This window comes from Streptomyces sp. RG80, assembly GCF_040446465.1.
GTDB lineage: Bacteria > Actinomycetota > Actinomycetes > Streptomycetales > Streptomycetaceae > Streptomyces.
The window spans coordinates 225,202-242,734 of record NZ_JBEAAJ010000002.1; the positions used below are offsets into that span (position 1 = coordinate 225,202).

The window sequence follows — 17,533 nt, forward strand, 5'->3', positions numbered from 1 at the left end:
TCGTGACGTGGAAGTTGCGCCGCTGTACTGTTCTCCCAATTCGAGAACGCCATTTCCGAACGTCATTTCCAACGGGAAGGGGACGGGATGCCACCCCCGGACAGGCGGTTGCTCATCGACGGGCGACTCGTCGGGGCCGACCGGACGTTCGCCACGCTCGACCCGGCCACCGGCGACGTTCTGGGCCACGCCCCCGACGCCACGACCGACCAGGCCGAGGCCGCCGTCGCGGCCGCCCGTCGCGCCTTCGACACCACGAGCTGGTCCACCGACCCGGAGTTCCGCGTCCACTGCCTCGACCGGCTCCACACCGCGCTCACCGAACACCTCGAAGAGCTGCGGGAGTTGACGATCGCCGAGGTCGGCGCGCCCCGGATGCTCACCCACGGCCAGCAGCTCGACGAGCCGGTGGACCTGGTCCGCTACTACGCCGACCTGCTCAAAACCCATCCGCTGACCGAGGACCTGGGCGAGGTCGAGTACCTGGGCCGGCGGCACCGCCGCTGGGTGGAGAAGGAGGCCGGCGGCGTCCTCGCCGCGATCGTCCCCTACAACTACCCGACCCAACTAGCCCTGGCGAAGCTGGCTCCGGCCCTCGCCGCGGGCTGCACGGTCGTCCTCAAGGGCGCCCCCGACACCCCGCTGGTCACCCTCGCCCTGGGCGAACTGATCGCCGAGCACACGGACATCCCGCCCGGCGTGGTCAACGTACTGACCTCCTCGGACGCGGCCATCGGCGAACTGCTCACCACCCACCGCGACATCGACATGGTCAGCTTCACCGGCTCCACCGCGACCGGCCGCCGCATCATGGCCGCCGCGAGCGGCACGGTGAAACGCGTCTTCCTCGAACTCGGCGGCAAGTCCGCCCTGATCGTCCTCGACGACGCCGACTTCGCGGCGGCGGCACGGTACGCGGCGTACATGATCTGCCTGCACGCGGGCCAGAGTTGTGCGATCACCTCCCGGATGCTGGTGCCGCGCGCCCACCACGACACGATCGCCGAGCAGGTCGCGGCCGCGCTGGAGCGGGTGCGATACGGCGACCCCGGCCACCCGAGGACGTACATGGGCCCGCTGATCAGCGAGCGGCAGCGCGACAAGGTCGACGGCATGGTCCGGCGCGCGGTCGAGGCGGGCGCGACCCTGCTGACCGGCGGCAAGCGGGTGGACCCGGGCTTCTTCTACACACCGACGCTGCTCGGCGGCGTGGACCCGGGAAGCGAGCTGGCCCAGGAGGAGGTCTTCGGGCCGGTCCTCGCCCTCATCCCCTACGACGACGAGGACCACGCGGTCCGGATCGCCAACGACTCGGTGTACGGCCTGTCCGGCGCGGTGCACAGCGCCGACGAGGAGCGGGCGATCGCCCTGGCCCGGCGGATCCGCACGGGCACGTTCAGCATCAACGGCGGCAACTACTTCTTCTCCGACACCCCCTTCGGCGGCTACAAGCAGTCGGGGATCGGCCGGGAGAAGGGCGTGGACGGTCTGGAGGAGTTCATGGAGCGCAAGACCTTCGGGGCGGTGGTCGTATGAGCACGGGGCCGCTGGCCGGGATACGGGTGCTCGAGGTCGCGATGTACGGTTTCGTGCCGTCCGCCGGTGCCGTGCTCGCCGACTGGGGCGCGGACGTCGTCAAGGTGGAGCACGCGGTCAACGGCGATCCGCAGCGCGGTCTGCGGCAGACCGGCACGTTCAGGGTCGAGGGCGATCCCAACCCCAACGTCGAGCACGCCAACCGGGGCAAGCGCAGCATCGGCCTCGACATGGCACGACCCGAGGGCCGGGAGGTGCTGTACGACCTGGCCCGGCGCTCGGACGTGTTCCTGACGAGCTTCCTGCCGTCGGCCCGGCGGAAGTTCGGGATCGACGTGGACGACATCCGTGAGGTGAACCCGCGGATCGTGTACGCCCGGGGCAGCGCGCTCGGTCCGCGCGGCAGGGAGGCGGAGAAGGGCGGCTACGACATGACCGCCTTCTGGGCCCGGGCGGGCACGGCCGCGAGCCTCACCCCGCCCGGCGTCGAGGGCATGATCCCGCCGCCGGGACCGGCCTACGGCGACACCATCTCCGGTACCAACCTCGCCGGGGGCATCGCGGCGGCCCTGCTCCAGCGCGAGCGGACGGGGCAGGCGCCGGTCGTGGACGTCTCCCTGCTGGGCAGCGGGGTCTGGGCGATGGGCCACGGGATCGCCCTCTCCCTGCATCTGGAGCGGCCCATGGTCGCGCCGCCCGCGGGCGGACACGGCTCCCCCACCAACCCGCTGTCCGGGCTGTACCGCACGTCCGACGACCGCTATCTGGCGTTCGTGATGATGCAGCCCGGCAAGTTCTGGGCGGATGTGTGCCGGCACGTCGAGCGGCCCGAACTGGCCGAGGACCCGCGCTTCTCGACCGCCGCCGACCTCGCCGCGCACACCGAGGAGGCGGTCAAGATCCTGCGCGAGGTGATCGCCGGCCGCACCCTCGCCGACTGGACCGAACGCTTCGCCACGCTGGCCGGGCCGTGGGCGCCGGTGCAGGACTCGTTGCAGGTGGGCGGTGACGCGCAGGTGCGGGCCAACGAGTACGTGGTGCGGGCCGGGGAGCTCGAACTCGCCGCGAGCCCGGTGCAGTTCGACGTCGAGGCGCGCCGTCCCGGCGGTCCGGCACCGGAGTTCGCCGCGCAGACCGAGGAGATCCTGCTGGAGCTGGGCCTGGACTGGGACCGCATCCTCGCGCTCAAGGCCGCGGGCGCGGTGACCTGAGTCCTCGCTTACGGAAAGGGACAGCCATGACAGTCACCGTCACCGAGATCACCCCGACCACCGGTGTCGAGATAGCGGGCCTGAGCGGCAGCCGCCTGGTCGACCGCGCGGTCGCCGAGGAGTGCCGGACCGCCCTGGAGCGGCGCGGCGTGGTGATCTACCGCGAGGCCCATCTCGACGACGACGATCTGGTCGCCTTCAGCCGGATGCTCGGCGAGATCGTCCCGCTGCCGATGGGCGGCCACCCGACCCACCAGGAGATCCAGCGGATCACCCGCGACCCGTCGAAGAGCCCGCTGGCCGCCTACCGGGAGGGGACGTTCCACTGGCACATCGACGGGACGACCGACGAGATCCCCAACAAGGCCACGCTTCTGACGGCACGCCAGATCTCGGACGACGGGGGCGGCGACACCGAGTTCGCCAACACCTTCGCCGCGTACGAGGCGCTCTCGGAGGCGGAGAAGAAGGAGCTGGACGGGCTGCGCGTGGTGCACAGCTTCGCCGCCTCGCAGCTCCTGGTGACCCCGGACCCGTCGCCGAAGGAGCGCGCGGCCTGGGACCGCAACCCGTCCCGCGAGCAGCCGCTCGTCTGGACCCGGTCCGGCGGCCGCAGGTCGCTCCTCATCGGCGCCACCGCCGGCGAGATCGTCGGCCGCCCCGCCGACGAGGGCCGGGCGCTCCTCGACGGGCTCCTGGAGCGGGCGACGCGGCCTGAGTCCGTGGTCCGCCACCGGTGGCGCCAGGGGGACCTCGTCATCTGGGACAACACCGGCATGCTGCACCGGGCGCTGCCCTACGGCGAGGCCTCCTCCCGCCTGATGCACCGCACCTCCCTCGCGGGCGAGGAGCTCGTCGCATGACCGGCGAACGGCGTACCGCCCTGGTCACGGGCGGCGGTTCGGGCATCGGGCGGGCCATCGCGCTGCGGCTCGCGGAGGACGGCTTCGCCACGGCCGTCCTCGACCTGAACACCGAGGCGGCCGAAGGGGTGGCCGAGGAGGCACGGCGCAAGGGGTACGAGGCGCTCGCCTTCGGCGGTGTCGACGTATCGGACCGTGCACAGGTGGACGACGCCGTACGACGGGTGCGGGACTCTCTCGGCGGGCCGGTGCTCGTGCTGGTCAACAACGCCGGGGTGTCCGCGACCCAGGGGTTCCTGAAGATCACCGACGAGACGTGGAACCGGATCATGGCCGTGAACCTCAACGGCCCGTTCTACTTCTGCCAGGCCGTGGTCCCCGACATGCGGGACGCGGGCTGGGGCCGGATAGTCAACATCTCCTCCTCCAGCGCCCAGTCGGGCCAGCAGTACATGACCCATTACGTCGCCTCGAAGGCCGGCCTCATCGGCCTCACCAAGTCGCTGGCCCTGGAGCTCGGCCCCGCGGGCATCACGGTCAACACGATCCCCCCGGGGTTCGTGGACACCCCCATGCTGCGGGACTCCGAGGAGCGCGGCCTGCTCGGCGGCTCGGTGGACCACCACGCCGAACGCACCCCGGTACGCCGCGCCGGCCGCCCGGAGGACATCGCGGCCGCGTGCGCCTTCCTGGTGTCCGAGGAGGCCGGCTACGTCACCGGGCAGGTGATCGGGGTGAACGGGGGGCGCAACACCTGAACGGCACGACCGGCGACCCGACGGGCACGCATCACGTCACTTCCCGCGGGCCAGCACCCGGTCCGCCGCCTCCCAGTGCGCGTCGGCCACCCACAGCCGGGCGAAGGCCTGGACCGCCTCCTCGGGTGAAGTGCCGCCGGACACCACGCGCTTGACCTCGCCGGCCGGGACGGTGGCGAGCGAGCGGGCCAGCGCGCGCCAGCCCTCCTCGAAGGACGCGCGCGGCAGCACCTGGTCGACGAGCCCGACGCGGTGCGCCTCCGCCGCGTCGAGCACCGCGCCCGTGCCCGCGAGCAGCAGCGCCCTGCCCCGTCCCACCAGCGCCGCGAGGCGTTCCGCGCCGCCCCACGCGGGCATGATCGCCAGGGTCACCTGGTTGAAGCCGATCCTGATGTCGTCCGCGGCCACCCTGATGTCGGCGGCGACGGCGACCTCCGCCCCGCCGCCCAGGGCATGACCGTTGAGCGCGGCGACGACAGGCCCCGGAAAGGCGGCGATCCGGTCGCAGATGCCCCGCATCCGCCGGGCCATCGCCGCCGCCGCGTCCTCGGTACGGATCGCGGCGAGTTCCTTGAGGTCTCCCCCGGAGACGAAGGCCCGCTCCCCAGCCCCTCTGATCACCAGGGCCCGCGCGCCCTCCGCCGCGTCGAGCGCCTTCGCCAGCTCGTCCATGGTGTCGAGCGAGATGGCGTTACGGGCGTGCGGGCGGTCGATCGTGAGGACGGCCAGACCGCCGTCCAGTTCGAGGTCGATCACGCGATTCCCCCCGAGGGATATTGGCATTCTCCAAATCCGAGAATAGCGTATGCGCCGCCTATCGGAGCCGCATCGCAGTACGGGAGGTAGCAGGCACATGCGAAGGATCCCCGCAGAGTTGGCCGAGCGCTACGAGGCAGAGGGCTGGTGGACCAGGGACACGATCGGCGACCTGCTGACGCGGGGCCTGGCGGCGGCGCCCGACGTCGGGTTCCGGGTGCACTCCGCGGTCCGCCCCTGGTCCGGGACCTTCGGGGACGTCGAGCGGGTCGCGCGCCGGCTCGCGGGCGGGCTGCGGGAGCGGGGCGTGGGCCCCGGGGACACGGTCGCCTTCCAGTTGCCCAACTGGATGGAGGCCGCCGCGGTGTTCTGGGCCTCGGCGATCCTCGGGGCGGCCGTAGTTCCGATCGTCCACTTCTACGGGCGCAAGGAGGTCGGCTACATCCTCGACGCGGTACGGCCGAGCGTCTTCGTCACCGCCGAGCGGTTCGGCCGGCTGGAGTTCCGGCCCGAGCTGTGCGCGCACGTTCCCGTCGTCGGCGTGATCGGGCAAGTCACGCGGCGGCAACCGCACATCCAGCCCTTCGACGACCTGCTGAGCGACACCCCGCTTTCCGGCGCCCTGCCCGCCGACCCTGCGGCCCCCGCCCTGATCGCCTTCACCTCCGGCACGACCCGCGATCCGAAGGGTGTGATCCACAGCCATCGGACGCTCGGCCACGAGACCCGCCAACTCGCCGCCAGCTACCCGCCCGACCGCGGCCACCAGCTCACCGCGGCCCCGATCGGCCACTTCATCGGCATGGTGAACGCCTTCCTGATCCCGGTACTGGAGGGCTCACCGGTCAACCTCACGGACGTCTGGGACCCTGGCCGGGCACTGGAGTTGATGACCCGTCACGATCTCCACATCGGCGGCGGCGCCCCCTACTACGTCACGAGCCTCCTCGATCACCCGGACTTCACCGAGGGGCATCTGCGGCACATGAGGCATGCGGGGCTGGGCGGTTCGTCGGTCCCGGCGGCCGTCACGACCCGTCTGGCCGGCCTGGGCATCCATGTCTTCCGGGCCTACGGCAGCACCGAGCATCCCTCGATCACGTCGTCCGGCTTCAACGCCCCGGAGTCCAAACGGCTGTTCACGGACGGGGACGCGCTCCCCGGTGTGGAGATACGCCTAGCCGAGGACGGCGAGATCCTCAGCCGGGGCCCCGACCTGTGCCTGGGCTACACCGACCCGGCCCTGACCGAGCGGGCCTTCGACGAGGACGGCTGGTACCGCACCGGCGACATCGGCGTCCTCGACGAGGACGGCTACCTCACCGTCACCGACCGCAAGGCGGACATCATCATCCGCGGCGGCGAGAACATCAGCGCCCAGGAGGTCGAGGAAGTCCTCCTCTCCCTTCCCGGCGTCGCGGAGGCCGCGGTGGTCGCCGCCCCCGACCCCCGGCTCGGCGAACACGCCGCCGCATTCCTGCGCATGCTGCCGGACCACCCCCTCCCCACCCTCGACGGGATGCGCGCCCACCTCGACGACTCCGGTCTGGCCAGACAGAAGTGGCCCGAGGAACTGCACGGCGTGACCGACTTCCCGAGGACCGCGAGCGGCAAGGTCCAGAAGTTCCGGCTGCGGCAGGACATTGCCGTACGCACATGATGAGAATATGATTCTCACAAATCGCCAAGGAGGGTCTCATGACGTCGCGTGCGCTGCCGTATCCGCTCTTCGACGCGGACAACCACCTGTACGAGACCGAGGAGGCGCTGACCAGGCACCTCCCCAAGGAGTACGCGGGGGCGATCCAGTACGTACAGGTCAACGGCCGTACGAAGATCGCGATCCTGGGGCAGATCAGCGAGTACATCCCGAACCCGACCTTCGAGGTCGTCGCCCGCCCCGGCGCCATGGAGGAGTACTTCCGGGTCGGCAACCCCGAGGGCAAGAGCCGGCGGGAGATCTTCGGCGACCCGATGCGCTCGATCCCGGCGTTCCGCGAGCCCGGACCGCGCCTTGAACTGCTGGACGAACTCGGTGTCCAGCGGACCCTGATGTTCCCGACGCTCGCCAGCCTCATCGAGGAGCGGATGCGGCATCACCCGGAGCTGATCCACGCAGTGATCCACTCGCTGAACGAATGGTTGTACGAAACCTGGTCGTTCAACTACAAGGACCGCATCTTCACCACACCGGTGATCACGCTGCCGATCGTCGAGAAGGCGATCGCGGAGCTGAACTGGGCGGTGGAGCGCGGCGCGAAGGCCGTTCTCATCCGTCCGGCCCCGGTACCCGGCTACGGCGGTTCGCGCTCCTTCGCGCTGGAGGAGTTCGACCCGTTCTGGAAGCGGGTCGTGGAGACCGGCGTGCTGGTCGCGATGCACTCCTCCGACAGCGGCTACGCCAAGTACACGAGCGACTGGGAGGGCGGGCAGGGCGAGATGCTGCCGTTCAAGCCCAACGCCTTCCGTACGGTGTCCGAGTGGCGGCCGATCCAGGACGCGGTGGCCGCGTGGGTGTGCCACGGCGCGCTGTTCCGCTTCCCCGAGCTGAAGATCGCCCTCATCGAGAACGGCTCCTCGTGGGTGGCGCCGCTGCTCGACCAACTCGCCGACGTGTACAAGAAGATGCCGAACGAGTTCCTCGGCGACCCGGTGCAGGCCGTGAAGGACAGCATCCACGTCAGCCCGTTCTACGAGGAGGACCTCGGCGGACTCGTCGACCTCATCGGCGTCGACCGCATCCTGTTCGGCTCGGACTACCCGCACCCGGAGGGCCTGTCCCAGCCGACCTCGTACGTCAACGCCATCCAGGGCCTTGCCGTGACCGACCAGGCCAAGATCATGGGCGGCAATCTGGCCCGGCTGATCCCCGCATGACATGGCTGATCCCGGCATGACATGGGAGTCCATCCCCCGGATGGTGCTCAGCGCCGCAGACCGCTTCGGTACCGCCGAGGCGGTCGTCGACGGCCCGCTGCGCCTCACCTTCAGCGAACTCGCCGAGCGGGTACGGAAGGCGGCGGGCGCGTTCGCGGCGCTGGGGATCCACAAGGGCGACCGGGTGGCGATCTGGGCGCCCAACTCCGCCGAGTGGCTGGTCGCGGGCTTCGGCCTGCTCGCCGCCGGCGGGGTGCTGGTGCCGGTCAACACCCGGTTCAAGACGGCCGAGGCGCACGACATCGTCGTACGGAGCGGAGCCAAGGCCCTCCTGGTCCAACAGGGCTTCCTGGGCCTGGAGTTCGCCGGGCCGCCCGGCGTTCCGGTGATCGACCTGAAGTCGGACTTCCTCGCGAGCGGATCACCGTACGAGTGCGAGGTCGGCAGGTCGGACCTCTCCGACATCATCTTCACCTCGGGGACGACCGGCCGGCCCAAGGGCGTGCTGATGACGCACGCGCAGAACCTGCGGCTGTTCACGGAGTGGTGCGACCTGGCGGATCTGCGGGAGGGCGACCGCTATCTCGTCGTCAACCCGTTCTTCCACATGTTCGGCTGGAAGGCCGGCTGTATCGCCTCCCTGATCCGGGGCGCGACCGTCCTCCCGGTGCCGGTCTTCGACGTGGACCACGTGCTCGACCTCGTCGAACGCGAACGGGTCACCATGCTGCCCGGCCCGCCCACGCTCTACCACTCCCTGCTGGAGGCCCAGGCGAAGGGCGGCCGCGACCTGTCCTCGCTGCGGGCGGCGGTCACCGGGTCCGCGGACATTCCCGTGGAACTCGTCCGCCGGATCAGGAGCGAACTGCCCTTCCGGACGATCATGACGGGTTACGGCCTGACCGAGGCGGGCACCGTCACCGCCTCCCGGTCCGGCGACTCCTTCGAGGACATCGCCACGACCGTCGGCCTCCCCTGCGACGGCCTGGAGGTCGCTGTCGCCGACGACGGCGAGGTGCTGGTGCGCGGCTACAGCGTCATGCTCGGCTACCTCGACGACCCCGCCGCGACCGCCGAGGCCGTCGACCCGGACGGCTGGCTGCACACCGGCGACCTCGGCACGCTCGACGAGCGGGGCCGGCTGCGGATCGTCGGCCGGAAGAAGGACATGTTCGTGGTCGGCGGCTTCAACGCCTACCCCGCCGAGATCGAGGGCTTCCTGCTCCAGCACCCGGACGTGGCCCAGGCCGCGGTGGTCGGCGTCCCCGACGCCCGCATGGGACAGGTGGGCAAGGCCTACGTCGTACGGCACGGCCGGGTGTCGGAGGCGGAGCTGATCGCCTGGAGCCGGGAACGGATGGCCGGATACAAGGTGCCCCGATCCGTGGAGTTCCGGGAGGAGTTGCCGGTCGGCGCCACGGGCAAGGTGTTGAAGGACCAATTGCGATGAGGCTCGTCGCGTCACCCGCGGGAGAACGGAGAACCACTGTGACGACCAACCACACCGCCGACCTGACGGCGGACCCGTCACCGGACCGGATAGAGCGTCTCGACGAGGAGATCATCACCCTCCTGGCCCGGCGCCGCGCCATGGCCCAGGAGCTGCCTCCCCCCGCGCGTGCCCGCGCCGTCGACCCCGAGTTCGCCGAGACCGTACGGGAGATGACGGACCGCTACCGCCAGGAACTCGGCGGGGCCGGCGAACTGGTCGCCCGCGCCGTGATGGTGCTGTGCCATCCGAGCCGTTCGTCCTGATCACGCGAGGTGGGGAGGGAGGACCGAGTGTCCTTCCTCCCGGACGGCGAGGGTCGGTGGCCGGTACGCACAAATGACCAGGATCACTTTGACGATGGCGCTGATTTGGCCGTACAAATAGGCCTTATGAGCGTCCCGCAGCTTCCTCTGTCCGGGATCACGGTCGTCAGCCTGGAGCAGGCGGTGGCCGCCCCCTATGCCACCCGGCAGTTGGCCGACCTCGGCGCCCGCGTGATCAAGGTGGAGCGGCCGGGCGGCGGCGACTTCGCCCGCCGGTACGACACGACCGTCCACGGTCACTCCAGCTATTTCGTCTGGTTGAACCGCTCCAAGGAATCCCTCACCCTGGACCTCAAGGACCCGCGCGGTCTGGAGATCCTGCACCGGCTCCTCGACGACGCCGACGTCTTCGTGCAGAACCTCGCCCCCGGAGCGGCCGACCGCCTCGGCCTCGACACCGAGACCCTCACCGAGCACCGGCCGCGGCTGATCCCGTGCACGATCTCCGGCTACGGCACCGACGGCCCCTGGGCCGACCGCAAGTCCTACGACCTGCTGGTGCAGTGCCAGACCGGCCTGGTGTCCCTGACCGGCACCCCCGAGGAGACCGCGCGGGTCGGGATCTCCGTCGCCGACATCGCCGCCGGGATGTACGCCTACAGCGGGGTCCTCACCGCCCTCTACACCCGCGCCACGACCGGCAGGGCCCACCCGGTGGAGGTCTCCCTCTTCGAGGCACTGGCCGAGTGGATGGGCCAGCCCGCCAACTACACCCGCTACGGCGGCAGCCAGCCCCCACGGCTGGGCAGCCAGCACGCCACCATCGCGCCCTACGGCACCTTCACGGCCGCCGACGGCAAGGACGTGCTGTTCTCGATCCAGAACGAACGCGAGTGGGCCGCCCTGTGCGCGGAGTTCCTCGGGGACCCCGGGCTGACCGACGACCCGCGCTTCGCCACCGGCTCCGACCGGGTCGCCCACCGCGACGAGGTGAACGCCCTCGTCGCCGAGCGCTGCGCCCGCTCCGACGCCGCGGAGATCCTCAAGGACCTGGAGGACATCGGCATCGCCTGCGCCGGGGTCAACGACATCGCCGCGTTCCTCGACCATCCCGTCCTCGCCGCCCGCGGCCGCTGGCGGGAGGTGGGCGTGCCCGGCGCGACCGTGCAGGCGCTGCTGCCGCCGGCCGACCTCGCGGGGCTGCCCGCCCGTATGGACCCCGTACCGGCTGTGGGCGAGCACACGGACGCGATCCTGGCCGCGCTCGGCCACAGCCACGACAGCATCGAGGCGCTGCGCGCCGACGGTGTCGTCTGATCACGGGGTGACGTCGATGCTTGAGCCACCCCAGCGTGAGAGCACGTATCTGAAGCTCGCCCGCGAGCTGCGCACCGCGATCCTGCGGCACGACTACCCCGAAGGGGTGCGGCTGCCGACGGAGGCCCAACTGGCCGAGGAGCGCGGCATCAGCCGGCAGACCGTACGCCGGGCCTTCCAGGACCTGGTGGCGGAGGGCCTGGTGCACCGGGTGCCGGGACGCGGCACCTTCGCCACCCCGCGCGACGAGCAGTACCTGCGCCAGTTCGGGTCTGTGGACGACCTGATGGGCCTGTCCATCGACACGCGTATGCACGTCGTCACCCCCCTGCATCGGCGGGTCGACGTCGACGCGGCGGGCCGCCTCGGTCTGCACACCGACCGGGTGCACAAGCTGGCCTTCCTCCGGCTGCACGAGGACACGGTGTTCTGTCACACCGCCGTCTTCCTGCCGCCCGCGGTCGGCCAGTTGCTGGAGTCGGTCCCGGAACTGACCGAGCCCGGCACCCCCAGCCCCGCCACCGTCATCGGTCTGCTCGACGGCCGGCTGTCCGAGCCGATCGCCGAGGCCGAGCAGAGCATCACGGTCGCGGAGGCCACCCGCGAACTCGCCGGACAGCTCGGCTGCGAACCGGGGCGCGCGCTGCTGCGCATCGACCGGGTCTACCAGTCGGCCGCCGGACAGCCCGTCGAGCTGGCGATCAGCCACTTCCTGCCCGAGCACTACTCGTACCGCGTACGGCTGCGGCGCAGCGGCCATTGAGGAGCAATTGACGTGAGTCTCAGGATTGTTGTGACCGTGAAGTACGTGCCGGACGCCACCGGCGACCGGCACTTCGCCGATGACCTGACCGTCGACCGGGACGACGTGGACGGTCTGCTCTCCGAGCTGGACGAGTACGCGGTCGAGCAGGCCTTGCAGATCGCCGACGAGGCCGACGACGCCGAGATCACCGTGCTGACGGTGGGCCCCGAGGACGCCAAGGACGCGCTGCGCAAGGCGCTGTCCATGGGTGCCGACAAGGCGATCCACGTCGAGGACGACGACCTGCACGGCACCGACGCGATCGGGACCTCGCTGGTGCTGGCCAAGGCGATCGAGAAGGCCGGCTACGACCTGGTCATCTCCGGCATGGCCTCCACCGACGGCACCATGGGAGTGGTTCCGGCCCTGGTCGCCGAGCGGCTGGGTGTGCCGCAGGTGACGCTGCTGTCCGAGGTCTCGGTCGAGGACGGCACGGTCAAGGGCCGCCGGGACGGCGACGCCGCGAGCGAGCAGCTGGAGGCCTCCCTGCCGGCGGTCGTGTCGGTCACCGACCAGTCGGGCGAGGCGCGTTACCCGTCCTTCAAGGGCATCATGGCGGCCAAGAAGAAGCCGGTGGCCTCCTGGGACCTGTCCGACCTCGCCATCGAGGCCGAGGAAGTGGGTCTGGACGGCGCCTACACCAAGGTCGACTCCGCGGCTGCGCGTCCGGCGCGTACCGCCGGCACGATCGTCAAGGACGAGGGCGAGGGCGGCAAGCAGCTCGCCGAGTACCTCGCAGGCCAGAAGTTCATCTGAGTTCTTAGGAGTTGCTGATCCATGGCTGAAGTTCTGGTCTACGTCGACCACGTGGACGGTGCCGTCCGCAAGCCCACCCTGGAGCTGCTGACGCTGGCTCGTCGGATAGGTGAGCCGGTGGCTGTGGCACTGGGTGCCGGTGCCGCCGACACGGCGGCCGCGCTGGCCGAGCACGGTGCGGTACGTGTGCTTACGCATGACGCGTCCGAGTACGCCGACTACCTGGTCGTGCCGAAGGTCGACGCCCTCCAGGCCGCGGTTGCCGAGGTCTCCCCGGCCGCGGTACTCGTGCCGTCCTCCGCGGAGGGCAAGGAGATCGCCGCCCGTCTCGCACTGCGCATCGGCTCGGGCATCATCACCGACGCCGTCGACCTCGAGGCCGGCGACGAGGGCCCGGTGGCCACCCAGTCGGTGTTCGCCGCCTCCTTCTCCACCAAGACCCGCGTCATCAAGGGCACCCCGGTCATCACCGTCAAGCCCAACTCCGCCGCCGTCGAGGCCGCCCCCGCCGCCGGCGCGGTCGAGGCCCTCACGGTGTCCTTCGGCGCATTGGCCACCGGCACCAAGGTCACCGCCCGCACCCCGCGCGAGTCGACCGGCCGCCCCGAGCTCACCGAGGCCGCGATCGTCGTCTCCGGCGGCCGCGGCGTCAACGGCGCGGAGAACTTCGCGCTCATCGAGTCCCTCGCCGACTCCCTCGGCGCGGCCGTCGGCGCCTCCCGCGCCGCCGTCGACGCCGGCTGGTACCCGCACACCAACCAGGTCGGCCAGACCGGCAAGAGCGTGTCCCCGCAGCTCTACATCGCCTCCGGCATCTCCGGCGCCATCCAGCACCGCGCCGGCATGCAGACCTCCAAGACGATCGTGGCGATCAACAAGGACGCCGAGGCCCCGATCTTCGACCTCGTCGACTACGGCGTGGTCGGCGACCTCTTCGACGTCGTCCCCGCCCTCACCGAGGAGATCAACACCCGCAAGGGCTGAGGCAGTTGTGCCGAGGGCTGTCCGGGACCGTACTCAGTACGACCTGGGCAGCCCCAGCACATGCTGGGACACGTAGTTGAGCACCATCTCCTGGCTGACCGGGGCGAGCCGCAGCAGCCGGGACTCACGGAAGTACCGCTCGACGTGGTACTCACGGGCGTACCCCATGCCGCCCAGGGTCTGCACGGCCCGGTCGGCGGCCTGGAAACCGGCGTCGGCGCACAGGAACTTGGCCATGTTGGCCTCGCGCCCGCAGTCCAGTCCGCGGTCGTAGCGCCAGGCCGCGTTTCGGGCCATGAGGCGGGCCGCGTCGAGCCGGGTGAGGGCCTCGGCGAGCGGGAAGGCGATGCCCTGGTTCCGGCCGATGGGGCGGCCGAAGACGACGCGGTCGCGGGCGTAGCGGGTCGCCGCGTCGAGAGCGGCCCGGCCCAGGCCCAGGGCCTCGTGGGCGAGCAGGATGCGCTCCGGATTGAGCCCGTCGAGCAGATAGCGGAAGCCCTCGCCCTCCTCGCCGATGCGCGCGCTCGCCGGCACCCGGAGTCCGTCGATGAAGATCTCGTTGGAGGCCACGGCGTTGCGGCCCATCTTGGGGATCGGCCGGATGTCCATGGCCGTGCGGTCGACGTCGACGAGGAAGACGGAGATGCCCTTGGTCGGCTTGTCGACCTCCTCGCGGGGGGTGGTGCGGGCGAGGAGGACCATCTTCTGGGAGTCGCCCGCCTTGGTGATCCAGATCTTGCGGCCGTCGATGACGTAGTGGTCGCCGTCGCGGCGGGCGAACGTCGTGATGCTGGTGGTGTCGGTGCCGGCGTCGGGTTCGGTGACGCCGAAGCAGACGTGCAGGTCGCCGGTGGCCGCGAGCGGCAGCACCTCGCGGCGCAGTTCCTCGCTGCCGTGTCTGGCCAGGACGTTGAGGCCGAAGATGGTGAGGTGCATGGTGCTGCACCCGTTCATGCCGGCCCCCGAGGCGGCGACCTCTTCCAGCAGCAGCGAGGCCTCCAGGACGCCGAGTCCTCCCCCGCCGTACTCCTCGGGGACGGCGATGCCCAGCCAGCCGGCCTTGGCGAAGGCGTCGTAGAAGGCCCAGGGGAACTCGGCGCGTTCGTCGCGGTCCGCCCAGTACTCGGGACCGAAGGCGGCGGCCAGTTCGCGGACGCCGGCCCGGATGTCCTCCTGCTGTTCGGTCAACTCGAAATCCACGGCGACTCCCTGGAGAATGAGGTTTCCCTGTACGTAGAATAGCGTTTGCATCTGCCGAGAGAGGAAGACCGCCTTGAACATCGCGACGCTGCTCGACATGGCCGTGGCCGGTGATCCCGGCCGGGTGGCCATCGGCCACCGTGGCTCCGGGACGACCTGTGCGCAGCTGCGGCGGACGGCCGCGGGTGTCGCGGCCGTCGTCCATGCCACCGGTGCACGGGAGTTGGTGTTCGCCGGGCTCAACGGACCGGCCTTTCCGGTGCTGCTGTTCGGCGCGGCACTGGCGGGTGTACCGCTGATGCCGGTCAACTACCGCTTGTCGGCGGGTGCTTTGACCGATCTGCTCGGTCATGCCGAGAGGCCGTTGGTGGTCGCCGACGAGGCGTTCGCCGGTGCCTTCGAGGACGTACGGACTCCTGAGGCCCTCATGAAGGAGGCGATGTCCGTCGAACCGGCGACCGGTCTGGAGGGCTCGCCCGACGATCCGGCGGTGCTGCTGTTCACCAGCGGGACGACGGCAGCGCCCAAGGTGGCCGTGCTGAGGCATCGACACCTTGCCAGTTATGTTCTGCAGACCGTCGAGTTCGCCTCGGCGGGGCCCGAGGACGCGGTGCTCACCAGCGTGCCGCCGTATCACGTGGCGGGGGTCGGGTCGGTGCTCAGCAGTCTGTACGCCGGGCGCCGGATGGTGCATCTGGGGGCCTTCGAGCCCGGGGCGTGGCTGGAGCTGGTGCGGTCCGAGCGGATCACGTCCGCGATGGTCGTGCCGACCATGCTGGCCCGAATCGTGGAGCATCTGGACGGCCGCCCGGCCGAGGTCCCCTCGCTGCGGTCGCTTGCGTACGGCGGGGCGCGGATGCCGCCCCCGGTTCTGGAGGCGGCCCTGCGTGCCTTTCCCGACACCGGGTTCACCAACGCGTACGGCCTCACCGAGACCAGCTCCACGATCGCGCTGCTCGGCCCGGAGGACCATCGGGCGGCGCTCTCGTCGGGCGACCCCGCGATGCGGGCCCGGCTGGGTTCGGCCGGGCGTATGGTCCCGGGGGTGGAGGCGCGGATCAGGGGCGCCGGATCGCCGGGCGCCGTCGGTGAGTTGTGGGTGCGCGGGCCGCAGGTGTCCGGGGAGTACCAAGGCGCCGAAGCCCTGCTGGACGCGGACGGCTGGTTCCACACCCGCGATCTCGCCCACTTCGACGACGACGGCTATCTGTTCATCGCGGGGCGGGCCGACGACACGATCATCCGGGGCGGGGAGAACATCGCCCCCGCCGAGGTGGAGGACGTCCTGCTGCAGCACAGCGCCGTGCGCGAAGCGGCCGTCGTGGGGGTGCCCGACGAGGAGTGGGGCGAGCGGATCGCCGCGTTCGTCGTCGTGCACGAGGGGGCGGGCGTGGACGCGGAGGCGCTGCGCTCCTGGGTGCGCACACGACTGCGGGGTTCCAGGACGCCCGACACGGTCGACTTCCTCGCCGAACTCCCTTACACACCCACCGGGAAGCTGCTGCGCCGACAACTGCTCGACACCACACGGAGAGGCCGACGCGGGTGACTTCCTTTGCTGAGCTGCATGATCTGACGGGCAAGGTGGCGGTGGTCACCGGCGGTTCGCGCGGGATCGGCCGGTCCATCGCGCAGACGCTGGCGGAGGCCGGTGCCGATGTGGTGGTGGCCTCACGGAAGATCGAGGCGTGCGAGACCGCGGCCCGGGAGATCCGGCAGTCGACCGGGCGGCGGGCCGTGGGAATCGCCTGCCATGTCGGCCGCTGGGCCGACTGCGAGCGGCTGGTCTCCGAGACACTCAACCGGTTCGGCCGGCTCGACGTGCTGGTCAACAACGCGGGGATGTCCCCCATGTACGAGAGCCTCGACACGGTCAGCGAGGAGCTCTACGACAAGACGCTCGCCGTGAACCTCAAGGGGCCGTTCCGCCTGGCCGTACTCGCCGCGAAGCACATGACGGACCACGGCGATGGCTCGATCATCAACATAGGCACCGCGGGCTCGTTGCTCGCGAGCGTCCACGAACTCCCGTACGCCTGCGCGAAGGCGGGTCTCAACGCACTGACCGTCGGCCTTGCGGAGGCCTACGCCCCCAAGGTCCGGGTGAACGCGATCCTCCCGGGCCCGGTCCTGACGGATGCTCACCAGGCCTGGTCGGCCGAGGACTTCGACGCCTCCTTCGTGCCGCTGGGACGGCTGGGGCAGCCGGACGACGTGGCACCGCTGGCCCTGCACTTCGCGAGCGCGGCGTCGAGCTTCACCACGGGGGCGATCGTGCGGGTGGACGGCGGGATCACGCGGAAGGTGTGAAGGGATCCTCCAGCACGGGGATACAGGGCGACAGCCGTGTCTCCGTGTCCTCGGACACCTGCCCGCGGACCAGCCGCAGGACCCGGACCTCGTTCTCCCGGCCCCGGTCCTCGTCGTCCCACACGTGCAGCAGACCGTAGGAGCCGGGCGCCCGCCGTCCGACCTCGCCGAAGAACGCGGGGATCTCCGGGTCGTGGTGGTTGCGGAAACCGCCGAGGTGGATGAACGGCTCTCCGTTCATCCACCTCAGGTCGAGCACGTACGGGCTGTCGATCTCCCGGATGCGTGCCGCGAGTCCGTCGACGATCTCGTGGAGCCGGGCCGCGTCGTCATCGGTCTCGGAGACCTCGGCGGTCTCGCGGACGCTGATCCAGCCGTGGTATTCGAACACGGAGGGCAGCCTAC

17 protein-coding genes are annotated in these 17,533 nt (G+C 70.8%); 14 read left to right on the forward strand and 3 right to left on the reverse strand.

What is annotated here, in order from left to right; genetic code table 11:
• Window positions 1-87 precede the first annotated feature (87 nt).
• Genes ABKA17_RS06980 through ABKA17_RS06995 form a run of 4 tightly spaced genes read left to right on the forward strand, consistent with a single transcriptional unit; the run spans window position 88 to window position 4,368 of the window.
• On the forward strand, window positions 88-1,536 hold the full coding sequence (locus tag ABKA17_RS06980) for an aldehyde dehydrogenase family protein (protein WP_353690989.1): 1,449 nt from the start codon (window positions 88-90) through the stop codon (window positions 1,534-1,536).
• Window positions 1,533-2,747 carry a CaiB/BaiF CoA transferase family protein gene (locus tag ABKA17_RS06985; protein WP_353690990.1) on the forward strand — a complete coding sequence of 405 codons (1,215 nt, stop codon included), beginning with the start codon at window positions 1,533-1,535 and terminating at the stop codon, window positions 2,745-2,747. Before ABKA17_RS06980 ends, ABKA17_RS06985 begins: the two co-directional genes overlap by 4 nt.
• Window positions 2,748-2,773: 26 nt before the next feature.
• Window positions 2,774-3,610, forward strand: a complete 837-nt coding sequence (locus tag ABKA17_RS06990; protein ID WP_353690991.1) for a TauD/TfdA dioxygenase family protein — start codon at window positions 2,774-2,776, stop codon at window positions 3,608-3,610.
• Window positions 3,607-4,368 carry an SDR family NAD(P)-dependent oxidoreductase gene (locus tag ABKA17_RS06995; RefSeq protein ID WP_353690992.1) on the forward strand — a complete coding sequence of 254 codons (762 nt, stop codon included), beginning with the start codon at window positions 3,607-3,609 and terminating at the stop codon, window positions 4,366-4,368. Before ABKA17_RS06990 ends, ABKA17_RS06995 begins: the two co-directional genes overlap by 4 nt.
• A gap of 36 nt (window positions 4,369-4,404) precedes the next feature.
• Here the strand turns inward: ABKA17_RS06995 and ABKA17_RS07000 are convergent, their stop codons facing one another.
• Window positions 4,405-5,124 carry an enoyl-CoA hydratase/isomerase family protein gene (locus ABKA17_RS07000; protein WP_353690993.1) on the reverse strand — a complete coding sequence of 240 codons (720 nt, stop codon included), beginning with the start codon at window positions 5,122-5,124 and terminating at the stop codon, window positions 4,405-4,407.
• A gap of 97 nt (window positions 5,125-5,221) precedes the next feature.
• Here ABKA17_RS07000 and ABKA17_RS07005 point away from each other — a divergent pair, with 97 nt between their 5' ends.
• The 8 genes from ABKA17_RS07005 (at window position 5,222) to ABKA17_RS07040 (ending at window position 13,618) form a co-directional block, all read left to right on the forward strand.
• Entirely contained in the window at window positions 5,222-6,784 is a 1,563-nt protein-coding gene (locus tag ABKA17_RS07005) for an AMP-binding protein (protein WP_353690994.1), read from the forward strand.
• A gap of 38 nt (window positions 6,785-6,822) precedes the next feature.
• On the forward strand, window positions 6,823-8,001 hold the full coding sequence (locus ABKA17_RS07010) for an amidohydrolase family protein (RefSeq protein WP_353690995.1): 1,179 nt from the start codon (window positions 6,823-6,825) through the stop codon (window positions 7,999-8,001).
• Between the two features lie 16 nt (window positions 8,002-8,017).
• Complete coding sequence (locus ABKA17_RS07015; RefSeq protein ID WP_353690996.1) at window positions 8,018-9,451, forward strand: FadD3 family acyl-CoA ligase; 1,434 nt, start codon at window positions 8,018-8,020, stop codon at window positions 9,449-9,451.
• A 38-nt stretch (window positions 9,452-9,489) separates the two neighbouring features.
• Entirely contained in the window at window positions 9,490-9,756 is a 267-nt protein-coding gene (locus ABKA17_RS07020) for a hypothetical protein (RefSeq protein ID WP_353690997.1), read from the forward strand.
• A 126-nt stretch (window positions 9,757-9,882) separates the two neighbouring features.
• Window positions 9,883-11,073, forward strand: coding sequence for a CaiB/BaiF CoA transferase family protein (locus tag ABKA17_RS07025; protein ID WP_353690998.1), 1,191 nt, complete (start codon window positions 9,883-9,885; stop codon window positions 11,071-11,073).
• A gap of 16 nt (window positions 11,074-11,089) precedes the next feature.
• Window positions 11,090-11,836, forward strand: a complete 747-nt coding sequence (locus ABKA17_RS07030; protein WP_353690999.1) for a GntR family transcriptional regulator — start codon at window positions 11,090-11,092, stop codon at window positions 11,834-11,836.
• A 12-nt stretch (window positions 11,837-11,848) separates the two neighbouring features.
• Window positions 11,849-12,634, forward strand: coding sequence for an electron transfer flavoprotein subunit beta/FixA family protein (locus ABKA17_RS07035; protein ID WP_353691000.1), 786 nt, complete (start codon window positions 11,849-11,851; stop codon window positions 12,632-12,634).
• 21 nt (window positions 12,635-12,655) lie between these two features.
• The gene (locus tag ABKA17_RS07040; protein ID WP_353691001.1) at window positions 12,656-13,618 is read left to right on the forward strand and encodes an electron transfer flavoprotein subunit alpha/FixB family protein; all 963 of its coding nucleotides are present in this window, start codon (window positions 12,656-12,658) and stop codon (window positions 13,616-13,618) included.
• Between the two features lie 33 nt (window positions 13,619-13,651).
• On the opposite strand, the gene ABKA17_RS07045 is transcribed toward ABKA17_RS07040, so the two are convergent.
• On the reverse strand, window positions 13,652-14,818 hold the full coding sequence (locus ABKA17_RS07045; protein ID WP_353691002.1) for an acyl-CoA dehydrogenase family protein: 1,167 nt from the start codon (window positions 14,816-14,818) through the stop codon (window positions 13,652-13,654).
• A gap of 73 nt (window positions 14,819-14,891) precedes the next feature.
• Between ABKA17_RS07045 and ABKA17_RS07050 the strand changes: the two genes are divergently transcribed.
• Both ABKA17_RS07050 and ABKA17_RS07055 read left to right on the forward strand, forming a co-directional pair.
• Window positions 14,892-16,367, forward strand: a complete 1,476-nt coding sequence (locus ABKA17_RS07050) for a class I adenylate-forming enzyme family protein (RefSeq protein ID WP_353691003.1) — start codon at window positions 14,892-14,894, stop codon at window positions 16,365-16,367.
• A complete protein-coding gene (locus ABKA17_RS07055; protein ID WP_353691004.1) occupies window positions 16,364-17,128 on the forward strand; it encodes an SDR family NAD(P)-dependent oxidoreductase in 765 nt (254 codons plus the stop codon). Before ABKA17_RS07050 ends, ABKA17_RS07055 begins: the two co-directional genes overlap by 4 nt.
• Here ABKA17_RS07055 and ABKA17_RS07060 read toward each other — a convergent pair.
• Window positions 17,112-17,519: an Imm7 family immunity protein gene (locus tag ABKA17_RS07060; RefSeq protein ID WP_353691005.1), complete on the reverse strand. Its 408-nt coding sequence runs from the start codon at window positions 17,517-17,519 to the stop codon at window positions 17,112-17,114. The two genes, ABKA17_RS07055 and ABKA17_RS07060, sit on opposite strands and share 17 nt — an antisense overlap.
• Window positions 17,520-17,533: the final 14 nt, after the last annotated feature.

Coding starts and splice junctions, on each gene's coding strand:
- ABKA17_RS06980 (WP_353690989.1), top strand. CDS start 88: ATGCCACCCCCGGACAGGCGGTTGCTCATCGACGGGCGACTCGTCGGG.
- ABKA17_RS06990 (WP_353690991.1), top strand. CDS start 2,774: ATGACAGTCACCGTCACCGAGATCACCCCGACCACCGGTGTCGAGATA.
- ABKA17_RS06985 (WP_353690990.1), top strand. CDS start 1,533: ATGAGCACGGGGCCGCTGGCCGGGATACGGGTGCTCGAGGTCGCGATG.
- ABKA17_RS07005 (WP_353690994.1), top strand. CDS start 5,222: ATGCGAAGGATCCCCGCAGAGTTGGCCGAGCGCTACGAGGCAGAGGGC.
- ABKA17_RS07025 (WP_353690998.1), top strand. CDS start 9,883: ATGAGCGTCCCGCAGCTTCCTCTGTCCGGGATCACGGTCGTCAGCCTG.
- ABKA17_RS07015 (WP_353690996.1), top strand. CDS start 8,018: ATGACATGGGAGTCCATCCCCCGGATGGTGCTCAGCGCCGCAGACCGC.
- ABKA17_RS07010 (WP_353690995.1), top strand. CDS start 6,823: ATGACGTCGCGTGCGCTGCCGTATCCGCTCTTCGACGCGGACAACCAC.
- ABKA17_RS07040 (WP_353691001.1), top strand. CDS start 12,656: ATGGCTGAAGTTCTGGTCTACGTCGACCACGTGGACGGTGCCGTCCGC.
- ABKA17_RS06995 (WP_353690992.1), top strand. CDS start 3,607: ATGACCGGCGAACGGCGTACCGCCCTGGTCACGGGCGGCGGTTCGGGC.
- ABKA17_RS07030 (WP_353690999.1), top strand. CDS start 11,090: ATGCTTGAGCCACCCCAGCGTGAGAGCACGTATCTGAAGCTCGCCCGC.